Annotated in this window: 13 protein-coding genes; 3 read left to right on the forward strand and 10 right to left on the reverse strand. The window is 64.4% G+C overall.

Annotation, left to right across the window (positions count from 1 at the left end):
* Positions 1-10 precede the first annotated feature (10 nt).
* Positions 11-886, forward strand: coding sequence for an AraC family transcriptional regulator (locus tag ACRCYW_RS04955; protein WP_438549051.1), 876 nt, complete (start codon positions 11-13; stop codon positions 884-886).
* A gap of 74 nt (positions 887-960) precedes the next feature.
* Here the strand turns inward: ACRCYW_RS04955 and ACRCYW_RS04960 are convergent, their stop codons facing one another.
* Together ACRCYW_RS04960 and ACRCYW_RS04965 are read right to left on the reverse strand one after the other, a co-directional pair.
* A complete protein-coding gene (locus ACRCYW_RS04960) occupies positions 961-1,869 on the reverse strand; it encodes a DMT family transporter (protein WP_438549052.1) in 909 nt (302 codons plus the stop codon).
* Between the two features lie 216 nt (positions 1,870-2,085).
* Positions 2,086-2,526: a DUF2214 family protein gene (locus tag ACRCYW_RS04965; RefSeq protein WP_438549053.1), complete on the reverse strand. Its 441-nt coding sequence runs from the start codon at positions 2,524-2,526 to the stop codon at positions 2,086-2,088.
* 165 nt (positions 2,527-2,691) lie between these two features.
* Between ACRCYW_RS04965 and ACRCYW_RS04970 the strand changes: the two genes are divergently transcribed.
* A complete protein-coding gene (locus ACRCYW_RS04970) occupies positions 2,692-4,218 on the forward strand; it encodes a sensor domain-containing diguanylate cyclase (protein WP_438549054.1) in 1,527 nt (508 codons plus the stop codon).
* A 42-nt stretch (positions 4,219-4,260) separates the two neighbouring features.
* Here the strand turns inward: ACRCYW_RS04970 and ACRCYW_RS04975 are convergent, their stop codons facing one another.
* The 6 genes from ACRCYW_RS04975 to ACRCYW_RS05000 form a co-directional block, all read right to left on the reverse strand.
* Complete coding sequence (locus ACRCYW_RS04975) at positions 4,261-4,920, reverse strand: HAD family hydrolase (protein ID WP_438549055.1); 660 nt, start codon at positions 4,918-4,920, stop codon at positions 4,261-4,263.
* Between the two features lie 65 nt (positions 4,921-4,985).
* Positions 4,986-5,993, reverse strand: a complete 1,008-nt coding sequence (locus ACRCYW_RS04980; RefSeq protein WP_438549056.1) for an ABC transporter ATP-binding protein — start codon at positions 5,991-5,993, stop codon at positions 4,986-4,988.
* Between the two features lie 6 nt (positions 5,994-5,999).
* The gene (locus ACRCYW_RS04985; RefSeq protein WP_438549057.1) at positions 6,000-6,776 is read right to left on the reverse strand and encodes an ABC transporter permease; all 777 of its coding nucleotides are present in this window, start codon (positions 6,774-6,776) and stop codon (positions 6,000-6,002) included.
* Positions 6,769-7,665 (reverse strand): ABC transporter permease, encoded by an 897-nt coding sequence (locus ACRCYW_RS04990; RefSeq protein ID WP_438549058.1) that lies wholly within the window; start codon positions 7,663-7,665, stop codon positions 6,769-6,771. The genes ACRCYW_RS04985 and ACRCYW_RS04990 overlap by 8 nt, the downstream gene beginning before the upstream one ends.
* Positions 7,665-8,498 (reverse strand): alkaline phosphatase family protein, encoded by an 834-nt coding sequence (locus tag ACRCYW_RS04995; RefSeq protein ID WP_438549059.1) that lies wholly within the window; start codon positions 8,496-8,498, stop codon positions 7,665-7,667. The genes ACRCYW_RS04990 and ACRCYW_RS04995 overlap by 1 nt, the downstream gene beginning before the upstream one ends.
* Positions 8,499-8,507: 9 nt before the next feature.
* Entirely contained in the window at positions 8,508-9,554 is a 1,047-nt protein-coding gene (locus ACRCYW_RS05000) for an ABC transporter substrate-binding protein (RefSeq protein WP_438549060.1), read from the reverse strand.
* Positions 9,555-9,779: 225 nt separating this feature from the next.
* Between ACRCYW_RS05000 and ACRCYW_RS05005 the strand changes: the two genes are divergently transcribed.
* Positions 9,780-10,613: a UTRA domain-containing protein gene (locus tag ACRCYW_RS05005; protein ID WP_438549061.1), complete on the forward strand. Its 834-nt coding sequence runs from the start codon at positions 9,780-9,782 to the stop codon at positions 10,611-10,613.
* A gap of 121 nt (positions 10,614-10,734) precedes the next feature.
* Here ACRCYW_RS05005 and ACRCYW_RS05010 read toward each other — a convergent pair whose 3' ends face one another.
* Both ACRCYW_RS05010 and ACRCYW_RS05015 read right to left on the reverse strand, forming a co-directional pair.
* Entirely contained in the window at positions 10,735-11,499 is a 765-nt protein-coding gene (locus ACRCYW_RS05010) for a helix-turn-helix domain-containing protein (RefSeq protein WP_438549062.1), read from the reverse strand.
* 449 nt (positions 11,500-11,948) lie between these two features.
* Entirely contained in the window at positions 11,949-12,869 is a 921-nt protein-coding gene (locus tag ACRCYW_RS05015) for a LysR family transcriptional regulator (protein ID WP_438549063.1), read from the reverse strand.
* Positions 12,870-13,035: the final 166 nt, after the last annotated feature.

Here is a 13,035-nt window from a genome sequence, read left to right on the forward strand (position 1 = left end):
TGAGACTGTCATGATCGACTACCGTGCCCGCCTGCGGCCCGCCATCCGTGCCCTGGAGCAGGATCCCGAGCTGAGCCTGAACGAGGTGGCGGCGCTGGCCTGCCTCTCCTGCTACCACTTCCACCGGGTCTTTACCGCCGTGACCGGCGAGTCCCCGGGCGAGATGCAGCGCAGGCTGCGGCTGGAGCGGGCTTGCGCCGCCCTGCGCTACGGCAAGGCACCGGTCACCAGCGTGGCGCTGGCGGCGGGCTTTGCCAGCTCCCAGGCCTTCGCCAAGGCGTTTCGCAAGCAGTTCGCCATGACCCCGGGGGAGGTGCGTCGCCATCCGGAGCGGCTGCCAAACAGCAAGATTGGACACCAGGAGCGCAAGGATGGACACGCTTTCTCTTTGAGTGACGGGCATGCTGAGGGGGTGTCAAACGAGAGGAGTTTCAGGATGAAAACCGAACAGATGAGTGCCCGTACCCTGGCCTCTATTCGCGTCACCGGTCCCTACGGGGAGGGCTATGATCCCGTCTGCCAGCGGCTCTATCAGTGGGCGGCGCCGCGCGGGCTGGCGGAGGGGGAGTGGATCTTCATCTACCACGACAACCCTGAGGTGACGGCGCCGGCCCTGTGTCGCACCGATATAGGGGTGACTGTGCCGGCGGGAACGGCGGTCTCGGGGGAGGTGGAATCCCAGCTGATCCCCGCCGGCCGCTATGCCCAGTCCCGCTATGTGATCACGGACAGAAGCCAGTACGGACCCCTGTGGCAGGAGCACGTCGGCGAGATAGTGGCGGCCGGGCTGGCCTTCGGCGACGGCCCCTGCTTCGAGCTCTACCACAGCGTGAGCAGCGATCCCCTGAGGGACGACGTGAGCTTCTGCTCCAGCGTGCAGGGCTGAGTGGCGAGGCGCAGCCTTCACTGACTCCGCGTTCGCCAAGACGAAAGAGGAGCCATAGTGGCTCCTCTTTGCATTCATTGGCTGGGCACCTTGTCCCGACGGGACTTCCACCACCAGCGCAGGCGGATCTGGGAGATGAGCATCCCTGCCAGCATCAGGCAGCAGCCGACCACGGCCCGCTCGTCCAGGGATTCGCCCAGCAGCAGCACGCCGCCGACGGCGGCAAACACCGTCTCCAGGCTGAGGATGATGGCGGCATGGGCCGGGTGAGCGCCGCGCTGACCCACCACCTGCAGGGTGTAGCCGATGCCGACCGACACCAGACCTGCGTAGAGCAGGGCCTGCCAGCCCGCGAGGGCGCCGCCGAGCGTAGGCGTCTCGATGATGAAGGCGGTGGTGAGGCTCAGCAGGCCGCACACCAGGAATTGCACCCCGGCGAGGCGGATCGGCGCGACCCGGTTGGAGTAGTGATCCAGCACCAGCAGGTGGATGGCCCAGAACAGGGCGCCGACCACCTGCAGCAGGTCCCCGTAGCCCATGGTGAAGTCGTCGGTCACGCTGAGGTAGTAGAGCCCGGCCATGGCGATGAGGCCGCCGACCCAGGTGTTGGTCCCCGTCTTGTGGCGCAGCAAGAGGCCGATGACGGGCACCAAAATGATGTAGAGGCCCGTGATGAAACCCGCCTTGGCGGCCGTGGTGTAGAGCAGCCCCACCTGCTGCAGGGAGGCGGCGCTGAACAGCACTGTGCCGGCGAGCAGACCGCCAATCAGCAGCAGGCGGCGATCGCCTGACGATGATCCGGATGGCGCGCTGGGCTGCCGTGATTTCAGCCACCACAGCAGGGGCAGCAGGGAGAGGGCGCCGAGCAGGAAGCGCAGGCCGTTGAAGGTGAAGGGCCCCATGTGATCCATCCCCAGGCGCTGGGCCACGAAGCCCAGCCCCCAAATGGCGGCGGCCATCAATAACATCATGTTCGAACGCATACAGATCCATCCCTGAGGCAGTGACAACGGGAGCCAGCCCTGGCCCCTGTCACCACGATACCCGTGTACGGGGGGGCTTGTCGCGGGGTTTGCGATCCCGGCAGGGGCGCCGTGGGCCAGTCGCTGGCCCGCCTGCCCGCCATGGGGACAGGCGGGGCAGCCACGGAGTGACGTGCAGGATGCCGTCATCGCTGGCTGGGTCGGGATGCCTGCGGATCAGTCGTTGGCGAGCTTGGCCAGCACGGGGATCAGGGCCAGCAACAGCAGGTTGGCCCTGAGGATCCAGATCACCCAGAACTGCTGCTGGGTGGAGACGATGGGGGCCCGCCCCTGGCGCAGGGAGCGGCGCCAGCGGTGGAACAGCCGGCTGGGGTAGCCGAAGCTGATGGCCATGACGAAGAAGAGCAGCAGCTTGGTGCGATAGCCGGGGTTGGCGAGCAGGGCGGAGGGGGTCATGGGATGGGCGAGTACCTGCAGCACGCCGGTGATGAAGATGAGCAGCAGCGCCAGGGCCGCCAGGTTGTCGGCGAGCAGCAACTTGCGCACCTGCTCGATGGACATGCCGCGCCGAAACAGGAAATAGACGGAGGTGACGGCCCCGGTGAGGGTGATCACGGCGCAATAATGGAGCGCCATCAGCAGATCCGGGTTCAACATCTGAGCCTGTTCCTTCCCATTGAGCTCATCGCAAGCTTCCTCTTGGTGCCATCTGGCAGGGCTGATATTCTGACATCAGATCGCATCGGACGGTAGCGGGGGCCCGGATTGGCCAAGGGTGACAAGCGGATTGTAACCACGGAGAATTGGTCTCTGGTTGCCAGGATGCGACTGGGGCTTGTCCTGCTTTTCCTGCCGGTGCTGATGCTGGGCAGTATCTACTATCTGCACATGGAACGCAGCCTGCAAAATGATTTGCGCCAGCGCCTGCTCGCCACCAATCAACAACTCCAGCACGGCTTCATCGAACCCTATCTCAACGAGCTTGAACGGGAATTCGGCCTGATCTACGAAGGTGTCAGGGTCAAGGACTTCAGCGGTCCCGACGTGCTGCACGGCGAGCGCTACCTGCAGGAGTGGGCCCTCTACAAGCAGATGATGGCGGACCTCATCTATGTCTACGTGGGTACCGCCAGCCGCAAGATCCTGATCTACCCAGACTGGCAGGCGGACGCCAATTTTGACCCCAGGGTACGCCCCTGGTATCAGCTGGCCAGCCAGCAGGTGGGCAAGACGGTCTGGACCGAGCCCTACTACGACTACAGCAACGGCAACCTGGTGATCGCCCTAGCCCGCGCCCTGACCGACCAAAGCGGCGAGGTGAAGGGGGTGGTGGCCATCGATGTGGTGCTCGCCCCCTTCTCCGCCCAGCTCAACAAGCAGCCGGATGCCGGCTATCAGATGATCATCAACCAGTCCGGCAAGGTGCTGGCCTACCCGGATGCTAGCCAGCTGATGAAGGCCATGCTCCACCCCAGTTGGCTCTCCCGCTTCCAGCAGAACGAAGGCATCTTCCTGGACGAGGAGTCCCAGCAGTTCGTGGCCTATCGTCGCCTGCCCCACTGGAACTGGGTGCTGATCAGCGTGCAGCCGGCGGCCAGCTTCCAGGCCGTGGTGACCCGGGCCTCTCTCAACGTGCTGGGGGTGGTGGTGCTGGCCAGCGTGCTCTATGCGCTGCTGGCGCTGTTCTGGTCCCGCAACTTCAGGCGCATGCTGAACGAGATCTCCGCCATGATCCGGGCCAGCCGGCTGCGGCCGGACGGGGTGCCTCAGGGGGGAATGCGCGAGCTCAGGCGGGTCTATGCCGAGCTGGCTGAGGTGAGCAAGGATTATCACGAGGTACGCCTGCAGGCCAACATGGACAAGCTCACCGGTCTCTACAACCGGCGCTTCTTCGACGAGCGGCTGCACCACCTGCTGGCGGAGCAGCAGCCCTTCTGCCTGGCCATGCTGGATCTGGACAACTTCAAGGGGGTCAACGATACCTATGGCCACCAGACCGGGGACGTGGTGCTCAGGCGGGTGGGCAAGCTGGGGGCCCAGCTGCTGGGGGACCATGGCTGGGTCTGCCGTTACGGCGGCGAGGAGCTGACCGTGTTGTTGATAAACCCGGATACCGGCTTCTGCCAGATGCTGCTCGAACAGTTTCGCATCGGCGTGGCCTCCCTCGAGTGGCGGGAGCCCGGGCTCAAGATCACCTTCAGCGGCGGGCTGGTGGCGAGCACACCGGGTCTGGATGCCAAGGCGCTGATGACCATAGTCGACATGGAGGTCTATCGGGCCAAGCGGGATGGCAAGAATCGCCTCTACCTCGGCAAGCCCATGGAGACCGCCTCCCTGGCGCTGCCCTGACGGGGAGGCCACAGCAAAAGAGCCCGGACGGGCTCTTTTCGATCAGACCGCCAGTTGCCAGTGCAGCAAGGGCCAGTGCAGCTCCTCGGCGACCTGGCGCAGGCCGGGGGCCGGGTTGACCGCGTGGGGATGGGCCACCGCCCGCAGCAGCGGCAGATCGTTGTGGGAGTCGCTGTAGCCGTGGCTCTCCCGCCAGACATGAGCTTCCCCGCCAAACAGCTGGTTGACGCGGGCCACCTTGCCCTCCCGAAAACTCAGGGTGCCCCGGGTCTGGCCGGTGAGCCTGCCCTCCTCCTCATCCAACAGGATGGCGACGCAGTGATCCATCCCCAGCATGCGGGCCATGGGGGCCACCAGGTGCTCGCCGGAGGCGGAGATCAGCACCAGGACGTCACCCCGTTGCCGATGCCACTCGATGCGGGCCAGCCCCTCCGGATAGAGGCGCTGGCGCAGGGTCTGCTCGGCGAAGTGCTGGCACAGGGTATCGAGCCAGGCCCTGGGCTTGCCCGCCAGGGGTTGCAGGGTAAAGGCCATGTACTGGTGCATGTCCATCTTGCCCTGATGGTAGAGGGACATCATGGCCTGCTCCTCGGCCACCATGGTGGCCGGGGCCAGCTCCTCGGCCACCATGTACTCCAGCCAGAGGCTGGCGGAGTCCCCGGCGATCAGGGTCTCGTCCAAATCAAACAGTGCCAGTGCCATGTCCGCTCCTTGCAATGGGTGCCGCCACCTGAGTGCCGGATGAAAAAAGAATAGGATTCATGGCCTTATGCTACCTCACACAGCTGATCCCGGGCTACCGCCAGGGTGACTCCCGTGCCCACCGGCAGCAGTTCCCGGGCCGAGCGGTTGAGGGCATCCACCGTCAGCAGGCCCGCCGCGCACTCCACCTGGTAGCGGATGACGTTGCCGAGCAACTGTTGCTGGCGAATGATGCCGGGCAGGCTGGGATCCAGGCATGAGCTCCCGGCCGGCAGCAGGCTGATGGCCTCGGGGCGCAGGGCCAGCCGGGCGTGGTGGCTGGCTCCCAGCAGCGTGCTGGCCTGTTCGGGTGCCAGCAGGTTGTAGTGGCCGATGAAGCCCGCCACGAAGGCGCTGGCGGGCTGGGTATAGATCTGCTCCGGGCTGCCGCTCTGCACTATCCGCCCCCTGTCCATCAGGAAGACCCGATCCGACAGGGTCAGTGCCTCCTCCTGATCGTGGGTGACGAACAAGGTGGTCAGCTCGAGCCGCTGCTGGATGGCGCGGATCTGCTGGCGCAGGCTGCGGCGGATGCGGGCATCGAGCGCCGACAAGGGTTCGTCCAGCAAGAGGATCCTGGGGCGCACGACGAGGGCGCGGGCCAGGGCGACCCGCTGGCGCTGACCACCGGAGAGCTCGCTCGGGTAGCGCTTCGCGAGCTCCGCGAGCTCCACCAGTTCGAGGGCCTCCCGCACGCTGGCGGCCAGCTCACGCCCCGGCTGGGGCTTCATCTTGAGGCCGAAGGCCACGTTGTCCCACACCGTCATATTGGGGAACAGGGCATAGCTCTGGAACACCATGCCGATGCCCCGCTGCTGGGGGGGCTGAAAGGTGATCTCCTCCCCCATGACCCGGATCTGGCCGCCGTCCACCTGGGTGAGGCCGGCCAGGGCCCGCAGCAGGGTGGACTTGCCACAGCCGGAGGGGCCGAGCAGGGTCACCAGCTCCCCCTTGCGGATGCCAAATTCGATCCCCTCGAATACCCGGGTCTCTCCGTATGACTTTTGTAACTGATTGACTTCTAAATGAAACATGGCTTGTCACCGATGGAATCTGTTGGCCGCCCAGGTGAGCAGCAGGGTCAGCAGGAAGTAGCTCATCACCAGGGCGCTGGTGAAGTGGCCCGAGGTGGCGCGCATGTTGTAGAGGTAGACCTGCAGCGTCTCGTAGCGGGTGCCCACCAGCATGTTGGCGAACACGAACTCCCCGAGCAGGAAGGATAGCGACAGAAACAGCGCCGCCAGCAGCCCCTTGCGCAGGCAGGGGATCACCACCAGCAGGAAGGCGCGGCCGCTGCTCGCCCCCAGCAGGTGGGCGGCATCCATCAGATCCTTGAGCGGCACTCCCTGCAGGCTGTTGGCCAGCGCCCGGTACATGAAGGGCAGCACCACGGTGAACCAGGTGCCCACCAGGATCCACGGCGTGCCGATGAGGGGCAGGGGGCCGTCCGCGTAGATCTGCAACAGCCCCACCGAGGAGACCACGGGCGGCACCGCGAAGGGCAGCAGGATCAGCAGATTCATCCAGGGATCCAGCTTCGGGAAGTAGTAGGCCACCACCAGCACGGTGGGCACCAGCACCAGCGTCCCCAGCAGCAGGGTCGCGAAGCAGACCAGCAGGCTGCGGCCAAACGCCGCAAGGAAGCGGGGATCCCCCCACAGCTTGAGATACCAGTCGAGGGTGAAGCCGTCCGGCAGCAGGGTGGCGCCCCAGCGGGTGGAGATGGAGTAGAGGAAGGTGGCCAGCAGCGGCAGCAGCAGGGTCGCCACCAGGGCGGTCAGCACCCAGCGTGGCCAGCGTGGTGTCAGGTCATGCATGGGGGTTCCCCTTGTTCACATAGCTCTTTTTCAGCAGCCACTGGTTGGCAGCCGTGACCACCCCCAGCAGCACCATCAGGATCACCGCCAGCGCCGCCGCCAGGTTCGGCTCGAGGAAGATGTCGCCGGAGACCAGGCTGGCCACTCTGATGGTCACCAGGTTGAAGTTGCCGGTGGTGAGGGCGTAGGCGGAGGCATAGGCCCCCACCGCGTTGGCAAACAGAATGATCAGGGTGCCGAGCAGGGCCGGGGTGAGCACGGGCAGCGCCACGTGCCACACATATTGGCGCTTGCTGGCGCCGAGCAGGGCGGCGGCCTGGGGCCAGTCATCCTGCAGCGCATCAAACGCCGGGTAGAGCAGCAAGAGGGCCAGCGGGATCTGGAAATAGGTGTAGATGAGGATGAGGCCGCTGCCGGAGTAGAGGTTGAAACCGTCGATCCAGCCCCAGGATTTGAGCAGCAGGGTGATGGAGCCATTGATGCCGAGCACGATGATGAAGGCGAAGGCCAGCGGCACCCCGCTGAAGTTGCCTGTCATGGTGACAAACGCCAGCAGCAGGCGCTTGACCCCCTCACCGCTGTGGCGCAGGGCGGCTGCCCCCAGGGTGCCGATGGTGAGCCCCGCCAGACTGGCGATGCCGGCGATGCGCAACGAGTTGCCAAAGGATTGCAGGTAGAAGGGGGAGCTCAGGATCTCCCGGTAATACCCCAGGCCCCAGCCGTCCGGGGTCTGCAGGCTGCCCACCAGCACCCATATCATGGGGGCGAGCTGGAACAGTATCATCAGCAGGGCGAAGGGCAGCAGCACCAGGGCGGGCAGCCAGTGACGGCGGGCGCGGCCCTGACGCGCGCCTTGCGCTGTCAGGGTGTCAGTGGCGGCGGGCATCATCAGTGCACCTCCCGCTGGTGGCTGCTCTTGAGCAACTGAGGGCCGCTCGGCTTGTCGTGAGGGATGCCGAGCAGGTCCGCCATCAGGGCGCAGAGCTGGGTCTGCTGCAGAGCAGGCCCTGCCGGCCACTGGGGGACCAAGGCCTCCCCAAACAGCCAGAGCGGCACCTGGCGCTCCTCGGGCAAGGTGCCGCCGTGGCTGCGATCCTCGTTCATGCCGTGATCCGAGGTGATCAGCACCTGATACCCCTCGCCGAGCCACTGGGGCAGCAGGTCGGCCAGCAGGCTGTCCATACGCCGCGCCTGGTTGCGGTACTGGGGGGAGTCGAGACCGAACTGGTGACCCGCGTCGTCCACCCCCATGGGATGGATCAGCAGGAAGTCTGGATCGTACTGGGTTCGCAGCCATTCGCCGTCCAGCAGCAGGTGGCTGTCGGGGTAACGGTCGTCCCAGTAGAAACAGCCGTGCTGGATCGGCAATTGCTCGTCATGGGTGAAGCGATCCCGAAGCCCCTGCCAGGGGCTTCGGTTGTAGAGATCGCTCACCCAGTGATAGGCCGCGGCGGCGGTGGTTTTGCCCGCGGCGCGGGCGAGATGGAAGATGGAGTCGTGCCGGCTGAGGCGGCTGACGCCGTTGTGACCTATGCCGCTCGCCACGGGCGGCACGCCGGTCAGTATGCATTCGTAGAGTGGCCGTGAGAGGGAGGGCAGGGCGCAGGTCAGGGTCGTGTAGAGCCCGCGCTCCGCCTCCACCATGCCAGCGAGGTAGCCCATGCAGTGGGCTACCTCGGCAGACAGGCCATCCACAAGTACCACTATCACCTTGTGTTGCACAGGCTGTCCTTACTGCATGTTGATCATGACGGTTTCTTGCCACTGGCGCGGCAGGGCCTTGGAGCTCTGCTCCCAGGCGGCGTGATCCTGCACCGGTTTGGCGTTGGCGTATTGCTCCGCCGGCAGCAGCTTGGCCTTGACGTCATCCGGCAGGGCGACGTTGCTGCGGATGGGGCGGGCATAGCCACGGGCCAGGTTGATTTGACCGGCGTCCGAGAGGATATATTCCCGCGCCAGCTTGGCGGCGTTGGGGTTCTTGGCCCACTTGTTGATGATGGTGGTGTAACCGGCGATGACGGAGCCGTCGCTCGGGATCACCACGGCAAACTTGTTGGGGTCGATCTGATCGCGGTAGTTGAGGGCGTTGAAGTCCCACAGCACACCCACTTCCACCTCGCCCTTCTCGATGTTGGCTATGGTGGGGTCGTTCAGGGACAGGCGGCCCTGCTTGGCCAGCTTGCCGAACAGCTCCAGCGCTGGCTTGAGGTCATTCTCGCTTCCGCCGGTGGCATAGGCCGCCGCCAGCACACCGTTGTTGGCCTGGGAGGCGACACCGACGTCACCCAGGGTCACCTTGTAGTCACCGCCCAGCAGAGATTGCCAGCTGGTGGGGGCGGCCTTGACCAGATCCTTGTTGATCAGGAAGGCGATGGTGCCGGTATAGGCCAGCATCCAGTGGCCGTCCGCGTCCTTGGCCCAGTTCGGAATGTCCGCCCAGGTGGAGGGCTTGTAGGGCTGGGTGACTCCTTGCTTGACCGCGACCGGGCCGAAGGCGCCGCCCACGTCGCCGATGTCGGCGGTGGCATTGGCCTTCTCGGCGGCAAACTTGGCGATCTCCTGGGCCGAGCTCATGTCGGTGTCCTGGTGCTTGATGCCATAGACGCTGCCGATCTGCTGCCAGGTGTCCTTCCAGTTCGCCCAGCTGTCGGGCATGCCGATGCTGTTGAGCTGGCCTTCGCCGCGGGCGGCCTTCTCCAGATCCGCGATGTTGTCGGCCGCGAACAGTGGCTGACTGATGGCCGCCATGGCCAGTGCACTTGCGATCAAGGTTTTCATCATCCCATCCCTCTGGACTAGGTCAGTTAAGGTTCGAGAGGGATGCTAGAGCGCAAATATGACGGTGGCGGGGCGTTTCCATGGCAGTTTGATGACAATGGGCGCCAAGGGGCCGTGGCCACCGGGGAGCCGAAACAGTCTGCATGGCAGGCGTGCGTTGTCACCGCCTTGTCATCCTGCCGGGGTACAACTCTGGGCCAAGGGCGGCTGGTCTATGCCAGCCCAATGACCGACAGGGACGTGACAGTGAGAGAGCCGCGATTGAGCGAGCAGCCAAGGGCTTATGGCCGCAGCCCTTCCAAGAGTGAACAGATTTGCCAGACCCTGCGCCGCTATATCGGCAGCGGCCAGCTGGGGGCGGGGCAACAGCTGCCCGCCGAGCGGGCCCTGAGCGAGCGCTTCGCCACCACCCGCATCACCGTCAAGGAGGCGCTCTCCAGCCTGGAGGCAGATGGCCTCATCTACAGAGCCGAGCGCCGTGGCTGGTTCGTGGCGCCGCCGAGGCTCACCTATGATCCAGCCATCCACACCCACTTCCACCAGTGGATCGGCGAGCAGCAGCGGGTGGCCGAGACCCGGGTGTTGGCCCACGGTGGCGCCCTGGCCAGCAGCGAGCTGTGCCGCTGGATGGGAGTGGCCCCCTTCACGCCGCTCTACGAGATCCGCCGCCAGCGCCTCATCGACGGTCGCCCCGTGCTGCACGTCAGCCACCATCTGCTGGCGAACCGCTTCCCCGATATCGCGAGCGCCCCCCTGGCGAGCTCCCTCACCGAGCTCTACCGGCATCGCTATGGCATAGGCCAGGGGGGGGCGAAGCTCGAGATCACCCCCTCGGCGGCGCGGGGGGCCATCGCCCAGGCCCTCAACCTGGCGGAAGGGAGCGCTGTGCTGCGGCTGGTGCGGGTCAACTATGACGAGAAGGGGGGGCTGGTGGATTGCGATATCGAGCACTGGCGGCCGGATGCCATCCGCATCTGCCTGGATACCCGGGTCCTGGTGCCGCCACCGGACATGAGCAGGCCCCCGTTGGCAGAGCGCTCGGGAGCTGTGGGAGGGTGAGGAGGGAAAGAAGGGAGCAGTATCGGCGAGCTTGCTTGTCGAGGGCCTGGCCCATGCCAGCGTGAAAGAAGGATCCTGCCACCGGTGGCAGGATCCTGATCCGAAGAGGGATCCCGGCGGATCAGTTGTCGATATTGGGGATCAGGTCGTCGAAGCTCTGGTAGCCGCAGTCGGCGAGCTGCAGGGACATGGTGTAGGTCTTGCTGTCCTCCCGCTGGCCGATGGCGGGGCGGTTCAGCTTGAGCTCCTGATGCCAGTACTCCTTCATGCGATCGATCAGGGCCATGGCCTCGCTCTCGTTCAGGTGCAGCTGGCACAGGGCCATGTAGTTGTTGGACTTGTGCATGTTCTCCACCAGATAGTCTCCCAGCACCGACATGGCCTGACGTGCCTGCTGGCGGGCGAAACGGCTGTGCTGCTCGAAGCTGATGCGCTCGCTGATGAGGAAGTGGTAGCTGTTGTCGATGCCGAGCTGCAGTATGCCGAGCCGTTCCAGCTTGCGCAGATAGAGGTAGCAGGAGGCATCGGTGAGACCGTAATCCCGCTTCAGATCCACCAGGGCCTTGTCGCGCCAGAAGATGTTGGCGAGGAAGGCGTAGAGGCCGGGCTCCTTGTGGAATGCCTCGTCCTGCTCCTGAGTGAAGACGGCGCGTCGGCTCTGGGCGTCCTGGGTCTTGTCCAGCAGCTCCTCGAACGACAGGCCCACCAGGTGGCAGATCTCCAGCAGGGTATCGAACGGCAGGGAGGGCTTGTTCATCATCCGCTTGATGGTGGCGATGGAGACGCCCATGGCCTCCGCCAGGGTCTGGTAGCGGATCCCCTTGTCGGTGAGGGTCTTCTTCAGGGTGTCGAGAATGTGATTGGCCAGGGTCTGGCTATAGGTCATGCAACTATTCCTTTATCTGCATTTTTAGTCGTGTCAGAAAGTGAGAGTTTTTATGGTTTCGGGCTCAGAAATTGACACCTTGAAAAACCAGAGGAAATAAACCCGGCGAGAACGGCTGAAATGGACTGACCAGTGAGGCCGCAAGGTGGCAGATTATGACACTCTATGGCGCATATCCTTCAACCTTCCAACATTTTGCTGGTGATGCATATTACATCGCACATAATTCAACACGAATCGGATTCATGACCTTCCTGGTTGAGAAAACGATTGTTTGCTTCCAATTTAAGGGTTTTTTAAACCGTAAGGTTTTTATTCTTTCCTGGCATTGAGCGGAACTCGCAAGAGATCCGCTTTTTCTTTTCTCCGAATCTGAGCCCGGCGTCAAGAAAGAGGCGCATCTTTCGCCTCTTTCCATCCGTTTGCCACCATCTAGGTACTCAATCGATTCAGCTTTGCTCCTCCTTGCAGGGAAACAGCTTGGGGATCTCCCGCACCAGCCAGCTCTTGGCCTTGCCCATGGTATCCCGCCGCCAGGCCAGGGCGACCTGAACCTGATGACGGTACTCGGGCCCTATCACCTTGAGTCGTCCCGCCTTGATGTCTTCTGCTATCCAGCTCATCGGCATGGTGCCTATCCCTATCCCCGCCAGCAGGGCATCGCGCTTCTCGGCCATGGTGCTGACGGTGAGGCGTGGCTGTTTGTCGAGCAGCCGGTAGGTGAGCACCGGCTTGCGCAGGGCGGAGTCGGCGATGGCGATGGCGCGATAACGGCGCAGGGTATCGTCCGCCAGGGGTTCCGCCTCCTGGTGCAGTGGGTGATCCGGGTGAGCCACGTAGAGCATCACCTCTTCCTGCAGTATCTGGTGCTTGATGCCGGTCAGCATGATGTCGGGGTTGAGGGTGGCGATGAGCAGATCGGCGCGGCCATCCTCCAGGCTCTCCCAACTGCCCGCCAGCACCTCGGCCCGCAGCCGCAAGCGGGTGTCGGTGAGCTCGGCGAGGCGCTCCACCAGCGGATAGAACAACTGCAGCGGCACCAGGGCGTCGACGGCTATGGTGATGTCTGTCTCCCAGCCACGGGCCAGGGCCCGGGTCTCCCCCACCAGGTGTTCGGCCGCCTCCAGCAGCACCCGGCCCCGCTCCAGCAGCATACGCCCGGCCGGGGTGAACTTGGTGCGATGGCCGCTGCGATCGAACAGCATGGCGTCCAGCTCGTCCTCCAGCTTCTGCACCGTGTAGCTCAGGGCCGACGGCACCTTGCCCAGCTCATCGGCGGCGGCGGCGAAGCTGCCACGGCGATCGATGGCGTCCAGCACCCGGATGGCTTCCAGGGTCAGCGCCCGTTCCTTGTTCGTCTCCTTGGCCATATCTAACCTTCAATTTTTTTGAACATGTTTGCCAGATTATCTCGCTAACAACTTAGGGCAACTCACCCTAATATTCAATCATCGCTTCGGCAGGAGAGCCAGGCGGCCAAATAATCGGTAGTTCAGGGCCGTGACACCCCAAGGGGTGAAGTCTGATGTCGGTGAA

It is taken from the genome of Aeromonas sp. (genome assembly GCF_051657805.1).
Taxonomy (GTDB): domain Bacteria; phylum Pseudomonadota; class Gammaproteobacteria; order Enterobacterales; family Aeromonadaceae; genus Aeromonas.

What these genes read in the sequence shown, in the direction of transcription:
- ACRCYW_RS04975 (WP_438549055.1), bottom strand. Translation starts at nt 4,920, where the DNA reads ATGGCACTGGCACTGTTTGATTTGGACGAGACCCTGATCGCCGGGGAC.
- ACRCYW_RS05000 (WP_438549060.1), bottom strand. Translation starts at nt 9,554, where the DNA reads ATGAAAACCTTGATCGCAAGTGCACTGGCCATGGCGGCCATCAGTCAG.
- ACRCYW_RS04955 (WP_438549051.1), top strand. Translation starts at nt 11, where the DNA reads ATGATCGACTACCGTGCCCGCCTGCGGCCCGCCATCCGTGCCCTGGAG.
- ACRCYW_RS04965 (WP_438549053.1), bottom strand. Translation starts at nt 2,526, where the DNA reads ATGTTGAACCCGGATCTGCTGATGGCGCTCCATTATTGCGCCGTGATC.
- ACRCYW_RS05015 (WP_438549063.1), bottom strand. Translation starts at nt 12,869, where the DNA reads ATGGCCAAGGAGACGAACAAGGAACGGGCGCTGACCCTGGAAGCCATC.
- ACRCYW_RS05005 (WP_438549061.1), top strand. Translation starts at nt 9,780, where the DNA reads ATGACCGACAGGGACGTGACAGTGAGAGAGCCGCGATTGAGCGAGCAG.
- ACRCYW_RS04970 (WP_438549054.1), top strand. Translation starts at nt 2,692, where the DNA reads ATGCGACTGGGGCTTGTCCTGCTTTTCCTGCCGGTGCTGATGCTGGGC.
- ACRCYW_RS04985 (WP_438549057.1), bottom strand. Translation starts at nt 6,776, where the DNA reads ATGCATGACCTGACACCACGCTGGCCACGCTGGGTGCTGACCGCCCTG.
- ACRCYW_RS05010 (WP_438549062.1), bottom strand. Translation starts at nt 11,499, where the DNA reads ATGACCTATAGCCAGACCCTGGCCAATCACATTCTCGACACCCTGAAG.
- ACRCYW_RS04980 (WP_438549056.1), bottom strand. Translation starts at nt 5,993, where the DNA reads ATGTTTCATTTAGAAGTCAATCAGTTACAAAAGTCATACGGAGAGACC.
- ACRCYW_RS04990 (WP_438549058.1), bottom strand. Translation starts at nt 7,665, where the DNA reads ATGATGCCCGCCGCCACTGACACCCTGACAGCGCAAGGCGCGCGTCAG.
- ACRCYW_RS04960 (WP_438549052.1), bottom strand. Translation starts at nt 1,869, where the DNA reads ATGCGTTCGAACATGATGTTATTGATGGCCGCCGCCATTTGGGGGCTG.